This window comes from Fictibacillus sp. 23RED33, assembly GCF_015903925.1.
Lineage (GTDB): Bacteria > Bacillota > Bacilli > Bacillales > Fictibacillaceae > Fictibacillus > Fictibacillus phosphorivorans.
Genome location: NZ_JACZDX010000001.1, coordinates 792571 through 813036, shown reverse-complemented (window position 1 = coordinate 813036; position 20466 = coordinate 792571). Strand labels below are relative to the sequence as shown.

The following is a 20466-nucleotide window of genomic DNA, read 5'->3' as shown; positions in this document are numbered from 1 at the left end:
AAAAGGATGCAAGGCTTAAACGCCCTGCATCCTTTTTATAACTGATCTAATTTAACCCGAGTTCCTTTGCCAGAAGGTTCAGCAGGTTCGACGATCAGTCGTTTCGTTAATCTTGCTTTCAACTCAGGAACGTGAGATATTACTCCGATCGAAAAGTTTTCCATCCTAACTTTTTCTAACGCAGTTACAACTGTATCTAGCAGCTCTTGGTCAAGTGTGCCAAATCCTTCGTCTAGGAAGAAGAACTGTAGAGGAAACTTTCCTCTTAATTGAATCTGAGCAGAAAGCGAAAGCGCGAGTGCGAGTGATGTTAAAAAGGTTTCTCCACCAGATAAAGAGGTTACGGGGCGTTTGATTCCTCCGTTAGCATCATCCCGGATAACAAAACCACCCGCTGAATCTACTTCGATCGCATATCGTCCACGAGTAAGTTTCGCGAGTCTGCCAGATGCATCGCGTGTTACAAGATGCAGCTGCTCTTCTGCCATAAATTCAACAAAAGCATTTCCACGGAATACAACTTGAAGCTTACCTAATTGCTCTAATAAGTTAGAAACCTTTTTCTTTTCCTTTTCCAACTCGTTGAAACGTTTATGATTTTTCTCAATCATCATATATCTTTGTCGCGCTTCACCAACAGCCTCATGCGTATGATTCATTTCTTGCTTGAGACTTAATAGTTGGCTTCTCGCAGATTCAACATGTTGATCTGAAAGAATCTCCTCAGGGAGCTTTTCTTTTATCGCTTCTAAAGCCAAAGCATTTGATTTACACCGATCATGGTAATCCGCGACCTGCTTTTCCCATTCGATCTGAACTTGCTCATCTTTCAAACAGTTTTCAAAGTCTTCATACGATTGGAAATCTGACTTTCTTAACTGTTTGTTCCATTCTTGTTTTGCTTTTTCTACTCTTGATACAGCATCATTCATCCGTTGAACAGAAGAATGGTATACTTTATCACTTTCTACATATTGCTTCTTCGCAATGTCATACTCCCGTTCTGAATCAATGTATGCTGTCTTCAGATTCTGCAACTCATTCTGTGTTTCTACAAGAACTTTTTGAACTTTTTCATTGCCTACTCTGTTATATAACTTTTCTTTTAAATTTTGAATTTCTTTTTGAAGCATCTCTTGTTGATTAGAAGAGACCGATAAACTCATCTTCAACTCAGATTTTTGCTCTTTGGCAGATTCCATTTTTTTCGTTTGTGTTTCTAGAAATTCTTCCGCAATGTTCAAGCTTTTTACGATTTCCGCATGACGACTTTCTTTTTGCTGAAAAAGTTCTAGCTGCTCTTTCAGCTCTGTTGATGAAAAAGGTATCTCAGATTGCTTCCATTCCGAATGAATCTGTTCCATTTTTTTTGATATCAAAGAAAGCTGTTGACTTAACTTGTTCGTTGTCTCTTCACTATTTTCAACAGAAATAGAAATCCGTTCATATTGTTTTTGATCTTCTTCTAATTTGGACAATAACTTCTGCATGCGTTCTTCCACTTGAAGCTTATCTTGCTGAATACCTTTTACTCTCGTTACATGATCCTTGAATTGTTCCAAAGAAAACACGCTGATATTTTCTTTCTCCACCAAAGTCATACTCTGATCTGCTGCTGCAATTTCCGCTTCAGCAAGATTTAGCTTTTTCCATAGCGTTTGGGAATCCTTTTCAAGTCCTTCACTAAGATGTTTCAGCACATGATAATGCTCTTTCAGACTTTCATTCGCTTCTTCTAATTCTTGAATACGCTCGTTATCATGTTCAAAAGTCTCATGCATTCGGTTCGGTGAAGGATGGGTTGTTGAACCACATACAGAGCACGGCTCGTTCTCTTTTAATTCTGCAGAAAGCTGTGCAGCTAAATGGTTGATCCTCATTTTTTCTTGTTCGTTTTTCAATTCACGAAGGTTAGCCTTTAAATTTTTTGAGACCATTTCATTTGAACGCAGAGCTTCTGCCACTTCTGCATACATATCTTGAATATGTTTCAGCAGTTTCTTTCCTGCATCGTAACTGTCAGCTATTGTTGAACTGATCTGTTTTTTTGTTTTTTCTGCAGAAATCATTTCAGTTTCTGAAAAGGAGATTTCTTTTTGTATCTTTTTCTCTTCATCGTGAACATCTTCTAATCGTTGATTTAGCAAGATGGCTTGTTGAAATTTAGTCCGGTCTTTTTGTGTTATTTCAATTTGAGACAATTCTTTCTTTAACGCAGATTGTTTATCCTTCCCACGCTTAAGTACTTGCGTGGCATCATACTCAGCTTTTTCGCATTTTTCGTACAATGTCACTAATTGTTTATGCTTTTGGGTTTCGTTTTGCAAAAATTCATTTTTTCTATCAAGATCCTTTTCCCAGTCAACCGCTTCTTTTAAGCCACTTCTTTTTTCGATAAGAACAGGCTCTTCCTGATTGATTGCCTTCTTGGCTGATTCATATTTCTCTTCAAGCTCTTCAAGAATGGTTTTAAGCTTTTCAGTTTGTCTTTTTAGTTCCTCTTGCTCTCCACGGATTTTTTTCTCATCTGTGAGCGAATGCTTCCATTCGTTTGCATAAGGATAAATTTTGTCTGCAGAAACAGCTTTCTTTAGATTCCCTTGAACACGTCCCATAGGGATTTCCAGTTTCTTCAGTTCGTTCCTCTCTTGGATCAGCTTTTCATTTTGAACTTGAGCATCCCAATACACCTCAAGCTTTTTGAGGTTCTCTTCTTTTTCTTTGTACTTTTTGGATATCTGTTCTAACTTTTTTTCATTTTCCTTCAGATAAACCGTTGCCTGCTGAAGAGTTTCTAAGGAAGCTTCACCTAGACCCGTTTGCTCAGCAGTGATTTCATTTAAGCGATTTTTTTGTTCATCAGACCGCTTCTTTAACTTTTGATTCAGTTTATCTCCGTATTTTTCAAGCTGAAACAACCGTTGCAGCATCTGCCTTCTATCCGCACCTTTTAGCGATAAAAATTCAGCAAACTTACCTTGAGGCAACACGACTGCACGCGTGAAATCATCGATTGTTAGACCGATCAGCTCTTGCACAAGACGTGTAACATCCCGTTCTTTGTCTGCATGAACGACAGATTCATGATTCACGGTTTCAATTAATCTGCACGTACTTGTTCGAATGGAATGTTCGCCACTTCTTTTAAACGTACGTTCCACGCTATATTCTTTTTGCTGAGTACCTTCACCTAATTGAAAAGTAAACGAAACAGACAGTTTATCTTCAGCCTGGTTCATAATTCCGTGTGTTCCACCAGCTGCACGCTCAACTTTCCCGTATAAAGCAAGTGTCACCGCGTCAAGAATCGTGGACTTCCCACTGCCGGTCGGTCCAAAGATACCGAAGACTCCGCCAGAACAAAGCTCATGAAAAGGAACGGATTGTGCTTCTCGAAAACTTTGTAAGCCTGAAACGGTTAATGATATAGGTCTCATTCGCGTTCCTCTCCTTCTGTTTCCTCTTCTCCAACAAGATCAAGAAATAAGGAGATCAACTCATTGTCAGGAACCGCTCCACCTGTCTGTCGCTCATAAAACGTTGTAAATAGTTCATCTACAGGTAGTTTTTGAGCGGATACCGCAATTTGTTCTCCGAATCTTTCTTGAAACACAGGTTTAATATGAACAATACCATCATGTGCTTTTCTAAGCCGTTGAATCTCTTCCATCGACAGTGCATCTTGAACATGTACGGATAGATCAATCCAGCAATTATGATACATTCCATCTTGAATTCCTTGAAAAACCTCTGACACACCATTTCTAGCTTCCCATGCTACAAGTGGTTTTCCTGCACGTAAATGAATCTCTTCTACCTCTGCTATACCGTTTGGTTGCACATCAATAATGGATACGGATTTTGCTTGACCGCTTTCTGAGAAACTATAAGAAAGTGGAGAACCTGAATACCTTGCGTCTGTTTTTGCTCGTTTAATTCGCTGTGGACGATGCAGATGGCCTAATGCCACGTATTGTGCGGCACTCGGAAGGCTTTCAGCAGCAACCGTATAAGCACCACCAATATGTACAGGGCGCTCTGAGTCAGTCTCCTTGCTTCCTGCTACATAAAGATGACTCATGGCAACATTCACATTTCCTGGGCTAAATTGAGATGTGATCTTCTTAAAATAAGAGTCTACCCAATCATCGTATTGGGTTCTAACATCTAATTCTTCAGCTGATTCACTCAAAAGCATTTTCAGCCTTGATTCAGAAGGATAAGGTAATGCTGCGATTTCTAGCATTTCTCCCGTTCTCTTTATCGGGACACGTTGAAGGTCTAACGTTGGAAGACCTACTAGCGTTATGCCCAGTTCTCTTAAAAGCGGGAAAGATGCTGCTAGTCTCTCTGGATGATCATGGTTTCCCGCTATCGCGATAAATGGGCATTCTCCTTTTCTATTGATCCGTGACAGCGCATCATAAAACATTTGCTCTGCCGCAGCTGGAGGGTTTACCGTATCAAATACATCTCCCGCCATTAGTACCGCATCTATTTTTTCCCGCTGGACAATCTCAACGAGTTCATCTAGAAAATCTTGTTGTTCCTGAAGTCTGCTTCGTCCTTCTAATGAGCGCCCAAGATGCCAGTCAGCCGTATGAAGTAATCGCATCGTATCCCTCCTTATTTCACTTGAAGAATGTGTCCACCATCAAAAAAGTAAAGATAACTTTCTTTAACAGGCTTTTTTAGTATTCTTTCAATAGCCTTTGCGTACAAATTGAGCTGCAACTCGTAACGGTTGAACAGGATATCTCTTGCTCCTGTAAAGCCATTTGTAAAGCGGTTCGTGATTTTGTCTGTTTTATAATCAATCAGTATATAACCGTCTTCCTCTTCAATGAGACAGTCAATAACACCTTGTACGAGAACATGTTCTTCTTCGCCGGTCCACTCTCTTTGAATCTCTGATATCGGGAGCGCTATACTAAACGGAATTTCTCTTTTTAAATTCTCGTTCTCTTTGATTCTCTCGCCAAGTGGTCCTTCCATAAACTCCTGGATTTGTGGAAGCTGGATGTATTGAGCTTGTTCTCTTGTAAGCAGCTCTTTCGTTTCCATTTCTGCAAGCTGGTTTTGAAGAGAATCTAGTGTAGCTGGTATTCTAAAGTCAACATGCTGCATGACCATATGCATGGCTGTTCCAACTTCAGCAGCGTTCAACTGTTCTTCCTGCATAAATTTTGGCCGCTCATGTATAGCTTGTTGGGCCGCTTTTACTAATTCGGTAGAACTATACTCATCGGCTTGATATTGTTTTTTAATTTCTGTAACAGATTGTTTAGAACGGGTATATGTTGAGTGTTTATGTGTATAATTCCATTCCAGTCGCCGCTTAACTTCATCAAAATCATTCGTAACAAGATTTACCGTTTCATAGTTCTCTAGACGATTCAGCAGTTCTTCTTGTTTTTCTTTCTCTTCAACTTTCAACTCTTCATATTGACTCGCTTGCAGGACGGTAATCTTCCAATCTGTTTCATCCAGATAAACTTCACCTCTACCTCTTTCACCTGTTCCAAGAAGGGATAGGAGAGGGTCTGCATTCTTATGGCGGATGACTGCTCTCCCGATCCAATCGAGATAACTTTTCACACCAGCTCTTTCAAAGTCTGGTAGAATCCAGCTCTCTTCATAAAGAGAATCGCTCCATGCATCCACAGATTTTTCAATATCATTTACTGTGCCGACTAAATACAATTTTTCTTTAGCGCGTGTAAGAGCGACATATAGTACACGCATCTCTTCTGAGATCAATTCCATTTTCTTTCTTCCAGCGATCGCAAGCTTTGGCAATGTGGGATAAGCGATTCGGTACTCGGGATTTATATATTGAGTTCCTAGTCCGAGTTCTTTATGAAGAAGAACTTTTTCGTTCAGATCTCTTGTATTAAACTGTTTGTTAATGCCTCCAACGAAAACGATTGGAAACTCTAGACCTTTACTTTTATGAATCGTCATTACACGAACTACATCTTCTTGCTCACCTAGCGCTCTTGCCGCTCCTAGATCTTTGCCTCGTTCCTGCATTCTTTCAATAAAATGAAGAAAGCGGAAAAGCCCTCTAAATGATGTACTTTCATACATCTTCGCACGATCATATAGTGCTCTTAAGTTTGCTTGACGTTGTTTTCCACCGGTTAATCCGCCTACGTAATCAAAATACCCGGTTTCACGGTAGATGTCCCATATCAGATCAGAAAGAGACCCTTGACGCGCTTGATGACGCCACTTTTCCAGCTGGTCTAAAAACGTAGAGACCTTTCCTTGAAGCTCTGCGTTTTCTCCTTCTGAACGATACAGTTCTACGGCTCCCAAATAATTATCTTGCTTTTGTTTTAATCTGATCACTGCAAGTTCTTCACCTGTTATTCCGACCAGCGGGGAACGAAGAACGGCGGCAAGCGGAATATCTTGCATTGGGTTATCGATCACTTTTAAAAGTGACATCATGACATGAATTTCCGTCGCATCAAAATAGCCAGTTGAAAGTTCAGCATACGCTGGTATTCCTTGCTGTTTAAACTCTTCTAGTATGACTGGTGCCCATACGGAGGTTGCACGAAACAACATGACAATGTCTTTGTATTTTGCAGGACGTAATTTTTTTGTATGTTTATCAAGAACGAAGTGAGGAGAATTACCCGCTGTGCCAACGATCTGTTTTATTTTTTCAGCGATGACTCTTGCCTCTAACTGAACGGTTTCAAGTTCAGACTTCTCTATTTCTCCACTCTCAAGGCCATCTTCATCTGTTACAGGCTGACTTTTATTAATTAGAAGAAGTTCTGGCTCATTGCCCTCTTGCTCCGGATAATAAGTAGCACCAAGCTTTAGTTCAGCATCATCGTTGTACTCAATCTCTCCTACTGTTTCGTTCATGATCTGTCTGAACAAATAGTTTGTTGCTTGAAGTATTCCATTTCGACTTCTAAAGTTTTTGGCAAGGTCAATACGCAAGCCTTTGCCGCCTTCTTTCGTAAACTGCTTGTACTTGCTTAAGAAAAGAAGTGGTTCTGCTAGTCTGAATCGATAGATGGATTGCTTTACATCACCTACCATGAACATGTTTCCTGCTTCCTCATCCTTTGATACTAGGCGTACAATGGATTCTTGAACAAAATTCGTATCTTGATACTCATCGACTAGTACCTCTATAAATCTTTCGCGATATTCTAGAGCCGCTTCTGATGGAACCGGTGCATCCATCGTAGACCCTACACCTTTTAAAACTCCAAGGCAATAATGCTCAAGATCACCAAAATCAACAAGAGACTTTTCCTGCTTTGCTTCCAAATAACGTTCCCCAAACTTTTTCACCAAGGATGAAAGTTCTTTAACTACAGGAGCCATCTCTTCAATATGAACGATATACGAATCTGGATGTCTTTCAAAATATTCTTCTTTTAATGCGCTCGTCCGTTTTTTGATGCTGTCTCTCATCGCTTTTACTTTATTCTTCAGTTCTTCATCTACATCTTTCCCGCGGATGGCTTTTAATTTTGGAGGATCATAAGATTGGAATTCCTCATAAAGCTCATTCCAACTACATTTTGCATGAAGTAATCGTTCGATGAAGACAAGATCTTCCTGTAGTGTTTCTGCATATGCGAGAGGTCCCCCTGAAAGCTGGCTTAGCTCTATCGCTCTGAGCGCCAACGAACGTAGCCCTTCTATTTGAAGCGATATATCGAAAAGAAGCTCCTTTGTCCAAGGTAGGTCTTCTATTGAAGTAGCTTGGACTTGATAAGTTTCCGCCATCTGGTCTAGCCATCCACTCGGATCAGGATGACTTCGAGCGAAATCATAGAGCGATAAGATCAGTTTTTGCAGTTCTATATCATTTCGGTCAGAACTATAAGCATCGACCACTTGGTAGAAAATATGGTCTTCTCCCTTGCTATACTCTTCTTCAAATAAATCTTCTATCACTTCTTGGCGAATAAGTTCTGCTTCTGTTTCTTCTGCTACACGAAAGCCAGGATCGAGATTCGTTTCGTAATAGTGTTTACGAAGCACCTCAATACAAAAAGAATGAAGAGTAGAGATCGATGCTTTGTTTAATAAATTCAGCTGCCTTCTTAAGTGTAGAGATGAAGGATTTAAAGACAGCTCTTTATCGATTGCTTCTCCAATTCTTTTTCTCATTTCAGTAGCAGCAGCGTTTGTGAACGTAACGATAAGCAACCGATCTACATCAGCAATCTTTTCACGTATCATCGTGATGATTCGTTCGACAAGGACGGCCGTTTTTCCTGATCCAGCTGCTGCAGCAACGAGAACGTTTTCTCCTCTGGCTTGAATGGCCTGCCACTGTTCATCCGTCCAAGTGGCACCTTCTGGTTTTGGGATTAAAGTCTTCAATTGACAGTTCCTCCTTCCTGATGCATTTTTTCTAGGATGACGTCATCTTTTTCTGAACGAAGTTGACGGTATTGATTCTCTTCAAGGGTTTGATCAAACTGACAAACAGGCTTATATGAACAGAACGTACATGGTGTTTTTTTCTTCATCTCATATGGAGAGATATCGATCACTCCGTTTGTAATTCCTTCTCCACTCGTTACAGCCATCTTTCGCGCATGATTACGCATCGTGTTAAACTGCTCACTTGAGGCGATCGAGGAATGTGACTTATGAAATCCTTTTTGAGTTAGAGCGACTGGAATGATAGAAGAACGCTTATCCATTGTACTGTCCATAAGTTGAACGGCCTCTTCTTCAGCAAGTACTAAACCTTTCATCTTAAACTTCTTCAACACTTCTTTTTCGATTTCTTCCACACTAAGCAGTTTCTTTTGATTCAATAGTGGGTTGTGTACATGGAAATACAGAACGCCTGCAGGAACGGACTCTTCACCAAGCCAGCTTTCTGAATGTGTGACTGCAACGTCTAGATAAGTCAGCATCTGCAGAGCAATTCCATGATACAGCTCTGCCAAGTTGAGACCAGTTGAGCTTGATTTATAATCAATCACGCGCATAAGAAGTCCTTTTGAACTTTTTGCTGTATCAACACGATCGATACGTCCGATAACTTCCATTGTCGTTCCATTCGGCAATTTATACGTTAATGGCGGCAATGTTGCACCAGAAGCAAATGCTAGTTCAAGACCTGCAGGAGTGAACCCGCTCGCCTTTGCGTGCTGACTTAAAATGTGAGAAGCTTTTCCAACTACTTCTTTTAGCTTTTTCTTGATATAAAGATGTCTATTAGAACTTAACAGAATCTCATGTTGAAGCTGTGGTGCCAAGAGTTCTACAATATCTCCTGCCAAACGATAACAGTCCCCTTTTGAAAGATCACTCCAGGCTACGCTTCTTTGCTGAAGCGAATCATTCATCTGTTTTAACGCAGCATGAAAAAGCTGTCCGATATCTGGAGCTTCAAGTTTGTACATTTGCCGTTCTTTAAGCTTCAGACCATACGACATGAACTGAGAGAATGGACATGATTGGAAAAGCTCCATTCTCGAGATGCTCGTTAAAATCTTATCACCATAAAGATCTCTTGATACGGATGAACTGAGAGGTGCTTCTCTATTAAAATAGAAGAGAGAAGACAGAGCTCGCTTTGCATAGAAATCATAATCCTTGTCTCTGACCACCCAATTGTATACATCCCACCAAACGGAAGAGATCGGATAACCTTTTTTCCATTCTCTGAGCTGCGTACTTAAAAAAGATACACTCTTTATTGGATGCTGCACAAAATCCAAATCGTTTTGTAAAGCTGGTTCATTTTGATATAGTTCTTCCTTTAAATCAGGGAAAAGATCATGCAATCGCTGTATGACCATAGAAGGCTGCATCGTTTTCCCTTCCTCGTCTGCTAGGGCATATGAAACAAACAGATGATCACTAGCATTCGTTAAAGCCAAATAGATCATAAACTGTTCATCAAGCAGCTTTCTGCGTGCCGTCGGTGCTAGCACCACACCGTTTCGATCCAGAGCCTCTCTTTCATCTTCTGAAAGCAATCCATCGTCCTTAGGTTTTAACGGAATGATTCCATCGTTTACGCCAAGAACAAAATTCACTTTTACATCTGTGAAACGAGATCTTTCCATCGTTCCTACTAGTACTTGATCGAGAGAAGGAGGAACAAGTGCAAATTTAAGACTCTCTAGCCCTGTTTCAAGCATTTGCATCCACGTTTCTTTAGAAAGTTCTTCCTCACCAGTCAACTCTACCATCTCATCGAGGAGACCCAGAACCGCATTCCAAACTTGGCCATGTTCAGATGCTGACCGTAATTTACCTGCTGATTCCGCATGAAGTCTCAAGCGTTCAAGTTTCATCGGTACATTTAAATCCTCAAGATACTGATAAAGACTTTTACAATATTGGATGATACTTTTGCTGTTTGATAGGTTTTTAGATAAACGACTCAAAGGAGATACAATCATGTCCCGCATATCGTTGATCAGCTGTTCTTTTTCATCATCACGAGTTGTCTTTCCAAAATCTTCTGCTTCAAATCCTCTAAATCTTTTATACTTCCAAGGTTTAGGATCTGTCCACCTTCTGCCTTGAATACCAAGTGCTAACACATAATTTTCAAGTTCATCCATACAACGTCTCATCTCAGAAGTCGTTTTTCTTATCTCATCAAGCGGATAGAGCATATCTGTTTTAACAGCTCGAAAAACGGCTTCATAGCGCCAATTCTTTAAGACAATATCTAGTGAAGAACGTATAAGCTCAATCAGTGGATGGTGAAGCATAGATTTTTTTTGATCAAGAAAAACAGGTATCTCATAATCTGTAAATACCGTTTCAATCAGTGTTTGATAACTACCAGCATTTCGGACTGTAACTGCGATATCGCGATACCTATATCCGTGGTCACGAACGAGTTCTGCGATTTTCCTTGCCGCTCCTTCAACTTCTGACCGAACATTTACTGCTGCCGCTACTCCAACACCTTCATGTTTGGAAGATGGTATGGCCGGCCTTCGATCATACTGCTCTTCGATATGAGCGATAGCACTTGAATTAAACTTAGGCTTTTCATGAAGATAAATTGGTTCCTCAACGAATACACCAAGTTCTTTGGCCTGTGCTGTTAGCGTCTGAGCCGTCTTTTTTGTCATATAAAACAAATCTAGCTCATGAGGTTCTGACTCCATAGTAAAAGATTCATCGACAGTGAGTGCAATGGTCACTTTTTTGGCGTGTGCCAGTAATCCCGCTATAACTTCAAGTTCTTGTGGAGTAAACGAATGAAATCCATCTATGTAAATTTCACTTTCTTTAATGCTCTCGGATAAAGGAATCTTTGCTTGAAGCAAACGTAAATAATCTTCTGAATCTACATACTTCCCAATCAGTGCCTCATCCAAGGAGCTCGAAATGACACTCAGATCTGATAATTTATCCTGAAGCACTTTTTTATTATTTTCTTTTTGACCGAGAGAAAGCAGTGTTTCAGCATTCCACGAAAGATCTTCTGCACTAACACAATATCGTTTAAGTTCTGTAGTCATCAACTCAAGTAATTCGTAAAAACCACTTTGTTCAGAGGCTTTTCGAAAGATTTTAAGATCTTCTTTTTTATGCTCGACGATTTTCCGAAGCATCATTCTTATTCCAGTAGATGTGATGTGCATTCTTGTCAAACCACCGGTCTCACCAAGAATACGCCAAGCAAGCCTTGAAAAACTAAAGACTTGCGCACGCATCATTCCGGATAATTCTGGCGTTGATGCAAGCTTATACTCCGATTGAAAGGTCATCTGATCTGGTACAAGATAGATGATCGGATTTCCTGAAGGACGTTCTGTAAGTTCTCTTTGGATCTCCTTAAATACAGAGTGGGACTTTCCGCTGCCGGATCGTCCCAAAATAAATTGCAAACTCATTATGTTCATCCCCTGTTCCGCACTTGAATTCTAACTTCATTATCTCATAATCTACTATGACATCAAAGGCTACGACCTTTAAAAAGAAGCACATCCTCCTGGTAGTTATAGGATAGTTACGTAAACGAATAATATTTGTAAAAGGCAGATACCATCATTTCGGGTAGACGAGAGTGCACCAAGGAACGAAAAACATAAAAAAGGAAAACCGCTATATTGATAGCTGATTTTCCTCCATTGTGACCGTATCCAATTTTAACGTATTTCTTCCTGCCGCCTTTGCCTCGTATAGCAGCACATCAGCTCTATGAATCATTTGCGAAGGCTTCTCACCTTCTACATAACTCGCAATGCCATAACTAAGTGTAACAGGTAACTCATTATCACCTGATATATACGGAAAGGTTTCTAAATGCTTATTGATCGTTTCAATCGTATTTTTCACTTCTGTTCTGCATGTAGTATGGAGAATCCAGGCGAACTCTTCTCCACCGTAACGATAAGCTTCTCCTTCTTTTAAAGAAATGAAACGTTTAAACGTTGCACCTACAAGCTTGAGCACCTCATCACCAATTAAATGGCCGTGCTGATCGTTAAACATTTTAAACCGATCAATATCACATAATACAAGTGTAAAAGGTTTATTCTGTTTTGTTTTTTCCAATACGTCCTCTTGAAATTTCCGATGATTCAGCAAACCTGTTAAATAGTCTTGTTCAGATTGAAGCTGATACATATTCTTCTCGAAATAATATTGTCTTTCTTTTGAGGCAATCACACCGCCGTAAAAAGCGATCAACCATAAGAAGATGCTCTTCATTAAAAATTCAAAGGAAGAGAGCGTGTTCATATACCCACTATCTCTTATAAAAAAGTAACAGAGAATGGTAAAACTCACTGTTCCTACTATAAAAGCGCCCTTTAACCTCCAATACAGAGCAGCATGGATAACGATTAGGTAACCAACAGCAACAAACGCACTATCAGCTCCACCAGTAAGCTGCATCAACCATGCATAAGCAAGACAATCAAAAACAATTCCACCTCTTGTAAAAACACGGTAGTACAGTGACGTCTCTGGCAATCGGTGTAATACAATTTGTGTGGATGTCATATATATAATGCCGATTATAAAAAGGATCGGAAAAGTTTCCGTTTCATAATTCAAAACGCTTGATATAGGTTGATAATAAAAAACAGGTATGCAAAGAATTAAAAAGAACCACCGTAACAAAGATGATATGGTTTCAGAACGGTGTTCCGTAATCGTAAATGAATCTTTCATGCATTCAACTTCCTTTACGTTATACGATCTGCGAAAAACATAGCAGAAAGGCCCATTATTTTACATGATCAAATCAGTGATTTATTCTCACTTCTAGCTCTTTTGTTCGTGTACATACGCTCATCAGCAAGCTGCAGGTAATAGTCTATGTTTTCACATGCATCTGCAAGTAATTCTATTGCACCATATGCCAATGAGATGGATTCATTCCAAACGATAAGCTGACTTTCTAGTTTTTCAGTTAAGATGTATGCTTCATCTTCAGTAATTCCTGGTAAGAGAAAAACAAATTCATCTCCACCGAATCTAAATCCAGAGAACAATTTTAGTCGCTTTGAAAGTTCTGCGATCTGCTGAAGTATCTCGTCACCCGCGTGATGCCCTAGCTCGTCATTGATTAATTTAAAGTTATTGATATCAAACATGACAAGTGTAAGAGGAAGCTTAAGTCTATTTGCCTTTTCTAGCTCCTTTTCTAAACAATCATAAAAGTAGCGACGATTATACAGATTTGTTAATGGATCACGAATGCTAATCTCCTTAAGATCTTTAAACTGTTGAGAAGAGAAACCGCTTAGAAATCCTGTAACAGCATGGTGAGAAATCCGGTTCCAGCGATCTAACATAAATAGTTGTATAACTAACGGCTCGTTGGACGTTGCTTTTTTCACTTCAAATAAAACGGATTCACTAATACTCGTTGTAAAACACGCAAGTGCTTGATGAGGAATTCGTTGATGCCTTAAAAAATGAATACCTGATCGAAACGCTTTCTGCTCTCCTTGTTTTAAAAAGGATTTGAATCGTTCTTCTTCTAAAAACACTGCATGTACAATCCCGCGTAAAAATTTCTCTAGTATCTTCTCGTATTGCTCAACAAAACCGTTTAGAAACGTATGAAAGTCTTCATTTTTTCTTAGATGTTCTTTGTGTGTATGTATCATGGCTGGAATAGACTTCATAAATTCTGGTAACAAGTTTTTTTTGAGTGCGCGTAAGTCTAGTTGGAAGTTTTCCATTCTACAACCCCTCAAATCCCTCAAAAATTACATACAAAAAGCCATCACCTAATAAAGGGAATGGCTTCAATTTATGTTTTAGATACTTTTAACCTCTATGAACACATTATTCCTGCAGAGAAACTACAAAATACGAGAATAAAGCTTCATAGAAACGCTTGTGTCTAAACACGAGTCCGTTTCCCTTTGGCAACCGGCTGCCATTGCATGTTCACCATACTTTAGGCCCATAGCTTTGCGTCCCAGCTTTTCAACTGGTTTGCCCTTAATAACAAAGGTTTTTATTGATTTATAGTTATTATATCCTACTAAGGTAATTTGTGCCAATGATTTTAATAGTTCTTTAATCCTATTATTTTAGGCTTTGTTTTTTGGATATTTTTAACTTTCTATAGTACCTATACCCAATCCTTACTCCATTCAAAACAATATAAGGAATCTTTATTGGAAAGTAATACAGCGTTTTCTTGTAAAAAGTAAAATAAGCTTTCCTTAAATCTTTCCATTTCCTGCAAGTTTCGTATCGGCTAAAATCAGATACGTCTACAATAATTCCTCTATTATTGGATATCATGACATTTTTTCCATGTACATCGTTAGGAAACAATCCTTTGTCTTTTGCATGCCTCACTGCTTCATCGATGTCATAAATCACATTTTCAGGAATTTTTACACCTTTATGCACACAGTCGTACAGAGTCATTCCTTCAATACGTTTTAAGATTAAAAAACGTTGTTCGGAATAATAACAAACAGAAAATCCAGGGTGTGTTCCTAGTCGATCATAAACCTTTTTTTCCTCTAATAATCCATGCTCATCCCTGCCGTAAATCTTAACTACATATGCTGGATGTTCAGGATGTGAAAACACCGCTGCATAGTTCCCACAGCCCAGCATCTGCCAAGGGTGTGGTGTATTCACCGGACATACCGGATCAAATGGGCTGCGGCTTTCAATCATTATTTCTCTGTTCAATTGTCTAGCTAGCTGGATAAAGTGTTCCATAAGGTTCCTCAATTCAAATTCTAATCCTATTATCATCATCTTATGTTTCTGCAATACGTTCATTGTATACAGATGTTATCGAAAATGAAACTGGCATGCTTTATCCATTATTCTACGGTCACTTGTAGATAAGAAAGCATAAGTGTTTCTGCTTTGTTTTTTAGATGAATGTTTGGAAACCTCATAATTTCACGATAACCCCTAATAAAGATTTCATATTCTGTAATATCTTCCTCACGGCGTGCATCCATAACTTTAATTCTTCTTTTTCTCAATTCAATTCGTACATCAAATAGATCTTTGCTGATTTGATTCATAATTTGTTCTACTAATGCAACGTATGGCTGTCTCAATTTAAATGGAGAGCCGCAAATAATCTGCAGATCGCGATTAAACACTGTAAGTAAAATCGGATACATCACAAATTTTTCAATAAGCGAACGCTCTTCTTCGCTTCCATATTGCACGACAATCCCCCCAATCTCAAGAAGACAAAAAACGTGAATGTACGGATAATATGTTTCTTATGTGAAAACTTCGAATCTGCTTTTTTGCCGAGCAGTATCCCTTTATTATATGACCGTCGAAAGAGTATGGAATTACAAAACGGTGCGAGATATCACCTTTTTGCGAGAGGTAGATCATTTCTATTCCAACCCGTTCTTGAATGCATCTCATTAATAAGTTAGTCATGAAGCAACCTCCTTTTTTATATTATATGCGAACAAACGTTCTTTTTATACTAGAAAAAAATACCTGCCTTACTTAAGAGGCAAGTATTTTTGTTTTATTTACTATTACCTGGAATGAAAATCAACTACTCTCGAGGCTGTTTTCGCATTGATTGTTTCTAGGAGTAATCAATATGAACAGCAAATCCTGCAGATTTAGCTTTTCGAGAAAGGTTTTCGGCATTCTCTCTAGATGTGAATGCCCCAATCTGCACCTTATAGAGCTTTTCTTCTGCAGTGACAAGTTCTTTAAACTCGTTCTGGTTAACAACAAACTTTTTTAGCTCATACTTAACATCCTCAATGAAAAATGGAAATGTTTTATCATATTGATGAAAACAGTTTAAAGGATCTGTCCTTCTTTTTGGGTCTAGCTGAAAGTGCCCTTTTATGTCCCGCGCAGGGTCCCATTGGTACATCTCACATAAATACGCAAAAAACCATACATAACGGCTGTAAGCTTTGTTAAAATCTATGGAAGGTCCATAGCATAACTCTACTCCAATCGCCCATTCATTAGCATCCGATACGTTAGAGCGAACGTGCCAAGCTTTTTCTTGCAATGGAATGATCATCAATATCTGTTTATCATCTATGAATACGTGTGCAGAAGCCTCTAGTTGTCTGCTGTTGAAATATTCGTAGTTCTGTTGAGCCGTAGAGTTAGGGTTACCAGTATCGTGCGCAACCGCATAGCGTGGTATACGGTTACCTCCTGGACGCTGCTTCCATTCTTTATTAATATGTTTAGTTGTAATCTGATACTTTACTTTCATACCAACACCTCCCATTTATTTAAATTAGAAGTGTTTGTTTATACAAAAAAAGAGCCATTACGGCTCATTTTTTTACATTCCACCTGGTTGTGATTGTGTTGTGATCGCCCAAACCCAGTAAGCTGCTCCGATCAAAAATCCAAAGCCTAAAAGCACAAAAAATAATGTTGAATTTTTCATAATCCGTGTCTCCCCAAACCTTTTGCTTTCTTTCTTATTAAATATAAATTATCATATACTAGTAGAAGAAGAAACAAAAAGCAAGGGTGTTAAAATGGAAAATAGAGAACAAACCCCATTAAGAAATGATTTAGAGCGCGAATTGGAAATGAGTTTACGTAGACTTTTTCGTACGTTAAGAAAAGGTTTGAACGAAGTGTACTCAGATTATATCCCAAGCAATGAGTTTGCTGTTCTTCAGACTTTATTTATTCAAAGTCCTCTGATGGCTTCCGAAATCGCTAACGAATTAAAAGTTTCATCAAGCCATATTACCGCGGTTACGGATCGGCTTGTTGGAAAGAATTATATTCAGCGTGTACGATCAGATTCAGACCGTCGGATCGTCTATTTGGAAATTACTGAAGATGGTAGAGAAATTGCACGAAAAATGGATAACATTAAAAATAACTACCTAGAAAAAAAGTTTGCTGCTTTAACAGATGGAGACATAAAACGAATGATAGAATCTTCAACAAAACTGCTTGATTAATGGAGCAGTTTTCTTTTTAGCAAATAATTCACATTGTGAATTATTTACAACATGAATAGGAGGATGATGCATGGAACATCTTGAAATGCGGCGGAAAGTTATTATCATGCTTTCCATCATGTCTGCTATGCTTTTTGCTGCGTTAAACCAAACAATTGTTGGTACGTCCTTACCAAAAATCATTGCTGATCTTGGAGGAATAGAATACTACAGCTGGGTTTTCACGATTTTCATGCTCACTTCAAGTATCACTGCTATTTTAGTTGGAAAACTATCAGACATTTACGGAAGAAAGCCATTTATCCTTTTAGGGATTGGAGTGTTTACGGCAGGTTCGCTTTTATGCGGCATATCCGGAAGCATCCTTGAGCTCATCTTATACAGAGGTGTTCAAGGCTTTGGAGGCGGTATGATCATGTCAACGGCTTTTACAGCAGTTGGCGATCTATTTCCACCTCGCGAACGCGGCAGATGGCAAGGGATTATGAGCAGTGTTTTCGGTTTAGCTAGCGTATTTGGTCCTACATTAGGCGGATACATCGTTGATCACTTTCATTGGCACTGGGTATTCTGGATCTTTCTTCCCTTTGGCCTCGTCGCTTTTGCTGCTATCTACTTTTTATTTCCTTCTGTACAAAGAAAAGAGAAAGAATCTATTGATTACACAGGTTCTCTGCTACTAACGTTAACAATGGTTCCTCTTCTCCTTTCATTCACCTGGGCAGGAAATGAATACGATTGGGTATCTCCAGAGATCATCGGACTTTTCACTGTAACGATCGTAGCTTTCTTTTTGTTTGTGCTAACAGAAAAGCGTGTATCAAGTCCTGTACTACCACTTGATATGTTCAAAAATAAAGTGTTCACCGTTTCTAATATAATCGGATTCTTTTTAGGAGCAGGCATGTTTGGGTCCATCATGTATATGCCTTTCTTTATACAAGGAGTGATGGGAACATCTGCTACTAAATCCGGGTTTGTAATGATGCCATTAACACTTGCCATGGTTGCAGGAAGCACGATAAGTGGGCAGATTATAACTAAGACAGGCAAGTACAAGAAATTGGCTATGCTTGGATTGTTCATCATGGTCAGTGGTATGACAAGCATGCATTTTATGGATACTCAAACGACTAATACGACAGCAATCATGAATATGATCCTCGTAGGTTCAGGACTTGGAATCGCGTTTCCCATCTTCACCTTAACTGTGCAGAACGCAATTGAACATAAATATTTAGGTGTTGCGACCTCTTCTGTTCAGCTGTTCAGACAGCTTGGTGGTACGATTGGTGTTTCAATCATGGGAAGTGTTATGAATAACTCTCTAGCCGATCACTTTAACAAAGAGTCCCAAAAGTTAGTCGCCTCTTCTCCCAGTGTTACACCTGAGATGAGCGAGCAGATTAAAGAGCTTGCAAATCCTCAAGTGCTGCTGAACCAAGAAGCTGTTTTAGAAAAATTTAATGCTTTACCTCCTGAATCATTAAATATGATTAAACAAGTACTTGGTATTTTGCGTGAGTCTTTAAGTTATGCATTAAACGGTGTTTTCTTAACCGGCGCAATCGTTATTGGCACTGCATTCATATTAACCTTCTTCTTCTTAAGAGAAATACCACTAAGAACTTCAAATGAAGAAAAGAATGCCTCAAGTGAACAAGCCGAAGAACGGAAGCTTGGTTAGTTAACAAAAGAAAGAAAAGGCTGTTTTCGTAAACTTTGTTGCTTTTGGAAGTGTTGATTTCCGTTCCTGGCTGCTCGCTTTCCACGGGGCAGGCGCTGAGCCACATTCGTACGTTTCACTCTTAAGTGTCTCAGCTGTCTAGTTGCAGTGGCTAGCCCCTCGAGGTCAAAAGTTTAACGGTCAAGAAGGCAAAGTGCGCCTTCATGGCCCATTCAACTTTTGCTTGTCGGGGCTGAACGAGCCACTTCCACTTTTCAAACTGCCCGCCTTAAGAAGTTCCTTGCTCCTGCGTCTACAAGTGATGCTTGGTAGTAAGCTTCCTCGTCGCATGCCTTGCATGGAGTATCTCAGGTGGTAGGCACACACCTTCCACTTCAATCAATTATCAAAGGTGACAAAGAGTTTAAAGCAACAATCTTTTAGAAAAGTGCCAAAGAGAAAGACGGCAGAATCGCTAGAGTTGATTCTGCCGTCTTTTTTTTTCGCTATTGGACACATCATTCTTCGGGCTGCCCTCAACGTCCTAGCCGAGAGTTACGCATCTTCACTTCATTCAATTGTCAGAGGAGAAAAAGATTTGAAAGTTATTTCACTACTTCTTGGTTTTTTTGGGTTTCTGTTGTTTGGACTGAATAGTTCATACTCCAAAATCCAATATCTTTAAAGCCTAAACGCTTATATATCGACCCTGCTTTAGGATTATCATAGAAAAGACAAAGCGTTTTCCCTTCAGCTAAAATATCGTAGCATAGCGCTTCCATACAAAGTGAAGCATACCCTTTGTTTCTTTTTTCAGGGTGTGAACACACGCCGACAATCATCGCTGACACTGAATTTTCTGCCGTAGAGGATGCACAAGAAACAACGGTATCCTCTTCTCTAATAAAATAAGTGCGCCCTGTTTTGGTGGATAATGCTTGCTCCAAGCTTTCTTTAGCTGTTTTTCCAATTGAGAATTCGTTGATCAAATATTTTAGTTCCATAAGACTTTCTACATCTTTAACATCTGCTTGTATTATATTTTGTCTAGAGCTGTTGTGGTTTAATGCTTTGGCATCCTTTAATTCAGCAAAATACAGTTCTTTTGTTCGCTCAAAATTTAAATAAGGAATAAACTGCTCGGTAATTTCCTTTTTACCAGAAAGCATTTCATAACTTTTATCTTTATTGATAATTTCCGAAAATGCTTTTGCATTAATTTCCCCTTTTGCATAAGGAAGGTAGTTCCCTTTATAACGGAGAAGGATACCTGTGATAGATTCGTTATCATCAACATCTGCCCAGATGTCCTGAGAATCTGTTTCATAACCAAAATTCTCAATATCAGCAATAATAAATAAGTTTAATGCAGGTTCTTCACTTAAATAGTCCATAACTTGTTTA

At 39.1% G+C, this 20466-nt stretch carries 12 protein-coding genes and 1 riboswitch; of the genes, 2 read left to right on the top strand and 10 right to left on the bottom strand.

What is annotated here, in order from left to right; genetic code table 11:
• Nucleotides 1-35 precede the first annotated feature (35 nt).
• The 9 genes from IHV09_RS04290 to IHV09_RS04250 all read right to left on the bottom strand — a co-directional run bounded on the left by IHV09_RS04290 (nt 36) and on the right by IHV09_RS04250 (nt 16684).
• On the bottom strand, nt 36-3437 hold the full coding sequence (locus IHV09_RS04290; RefSeq protein WP_197263708.1) for an AAA family ATPase: 3402 nt from the start codon (nt 3435-3437) through the stop codon (nt 36-38).
• A complete protein-coding gene (locus IHV09_RS04285; protein WP_197263707.1) occupies nt 3434-4615 on the bottom strand; it encodes a metallophosphoesterase family protein in 1182 nt (393 codons plus the stop codon). Before IHV09_RS04285 ends, IHV09_RS04290 begins: the two co-directional genes overlap by 4 nt.
• 11 nt (nt 4616-4626) lie before the next feature.
• Nucleotides 4627-8367, bottom strand: coding sequence for a helicase-exonuclease AddAB subunit AddA (gene addA / locus IHV09_RS04280; protein WP_197263706.1), 3741 nt, complete (start codon nt 8365-8367; stop codon nt 4627-4629).
• On the bottom strand, nt 8364-11867 hold the full coding sequence (addB, locus tag IHV09_RS04275; RefSeq protein WP_197263705.1) for a helicase-exonuclease AddAB subunit AddB: 3504 nt from the start codon (nt 11865-11867) through the stop codon (nt 8364-8366). Before addB ends, addA begins: the two co-directional genes overlap by 4 nt.
• Before the next feature lie 211 nt (nt 11868-12078).
• Nucleotides 12079-13152 (bottom strand): GGDEF domain-containing protein, encoded by a 1074-nt coding sequence (locus IHV09_RS04270; protein WP_197191313.1) that lies wholly within the window; start codon nt 13150-13152, stop codon nt 12079-12081.
• 68 nt (nt 13153-13220) lie between these two features.
• Nucleotides 13221-14171, bottom strand: a complete 951-nt coding sequence (locus tag IHV09_RS04265) for a GGDEF domain-containing protein (RefSeq protein WP_197127464.1) — start codon at nt 14169-14171, stop codon at nt 13221-13223.
• Between the two features lie 185 nt (nt 14172-14356).
• A riboswitch (cyclic di-GMP riboswitch) is annotated at nt 14357-14445 on the bottom strand.
• 78 nt (nt 14446-14523) lie between these two features.
• Nucleotides 14524-15177 carry a serine/threonine protein kinase gene (locus IHV09_RS04260; protein ID WP_197127463.1) on the bottom strand — a complete coding sequence of 218 codons (654 nt, stop codon included), beginning with the start codon at nt 15175-15177 and terminating at the stop codon, nt 14524-14526.
• Between the two features lie 107 nt (nt 15178-15284).
• Complete coding sequence (locus tag IHV09_RS04255; protein WP_197127462.1) at nt 15285-15644, bottom strand: hypothetical protein; 360 nt, start codon at nt 15642-15644, stop codon at nt 15285-15287.
• 383 nt (nt 15645-16027) lie between these two features.
• Nucleotides 16028-16684, bottom strand: coding sequence for an N-acetylmuramoyl-L-alanine amidase (locus IHV09_RS04250; RefSeq protein WP_197263704.1), 657 nt, complete (start codon nt 16682-16684; stop codon nt 16028-16030).
• Between the two features lie 274 nt (nt 16685-16958).
• Here IHV09_RS04250 and IHV09_RS04245 point away from each other — a divergent pair, with 274 nt between their 5' ends.
• Nucleotides 16959-17396 carry a MarR family winged helix-turn-helix transcriptional regulator gene (locus tag IHV09_RS04245; RefSeq protein ID WP_231618122.1) on the top strand — a complete coding sequence of 146 codons (438 nt, stop codon included), beginning with the start codon at nt 16959-16961 and terminating at the stop codon, nt 17394-17396.
• 70 nt (nt 17397-17466) lie between these two features.
• Nucleotides 17467-19083: an MDR family MFS transporter gene (locus IHV09_RS04240; protein WP_197127460.1), complete on the top strand. Its 1617-nt coding sequence runs from the start codon at nt 17467-17469 to the stop codon at nt 19081-19083.
• 584 nt (nt 19084-19667) lie between these two features.
• Here the strand turns inward: IHV09_RS04240 and IHV09_RS04235 are convergent.
• Nucleotides 19668-20456 carry a GNAT family N-acetyltransferase gene (locus IHV09_RS04235; protein WP_197263703.1) on the bottom strand — a complete coding sequence of 263 codons (789 nt, stop codon included), beginning with the start codon at nt 20454-20456 and terminating at the stop codon, nt 19668-19670.
• Nucleotides 20457-20466 lie beyond the last annotated feature (10 nt).

Excerpts from the sequence above, each read along its gene's own strand:
- IHV09_RS04235 (WP_197263703.1), bottom strand. The coding sequence starts at position 20,456 with ATGGACTATTTAAGTGAAGAACCTGCATTAAACTTATTTATTATTGCT.
- IHV09_RS04250 (WP_197263704.1), bottom strand. The coding sequence starts at position 16,684 with ATGAAAGTAAAGTATCAGATTACAACTAAACATATTAATAAAGAATGG.
- IHV09_RS04290 (WP_197263708.1), bottom strand. The coding sequence starts at position 3,437 with ATGAGACCTATATCATTAACCGTTTCAGGCTTACAAAGTTTTCGAGAA.
- addB (WP_197263705.1), bottom strand. The coding sequence starts at position 11,867 with ATGAGTTTGCAATTTATTTTGGGACGATCCGGCAGCGGAAAGTCCCAC.
- IHV09_RS04270 (WP_197191313.1), bottom strand. The coding sequence starts at position 13,152 with ATGAAAGATTCATTTACGATTACGGAACACCGTTCTGAAACCATATCA.
- IHV09_RS04285 (WP_197263707.1), bottom strand. The coding sequence starts at position 4,615 with ATGCGATTACTTCATACGGCTGACTGGCATCTTGGGCGCTCATTAGAA.
- IHV09_RS04260 (WP_197127463.1), bottom strand. The coding sequence starts at position 15,177 with ATGGAACACTTTATCCAGCTAGCTAGACAATTGAACAGAGAAATAATG.
- IHV09_RS04245 (WP_231618122.1), top strand. The coding sequence starts at position 16,959 with ATGGAAAATAGAGAACAAACCCCATTAAGAAATGATTTAGAGCGCGAA.
- IHV09_RS04240 (WP_197127460.1), top strand. The coding sequence starts at position 17,467 with ATGGAACATCTTGAAATGCGGCGGAAAGTTATTATCATGCTTTCCATC.
- IHV09_RS04265 (WP_197127464.1), bottom strand. The coding sequence starts at position 14,171 with ATGGAAAACTTCCAACTAGACTTACGCGCACTCAAAAAAAACTTGTTA.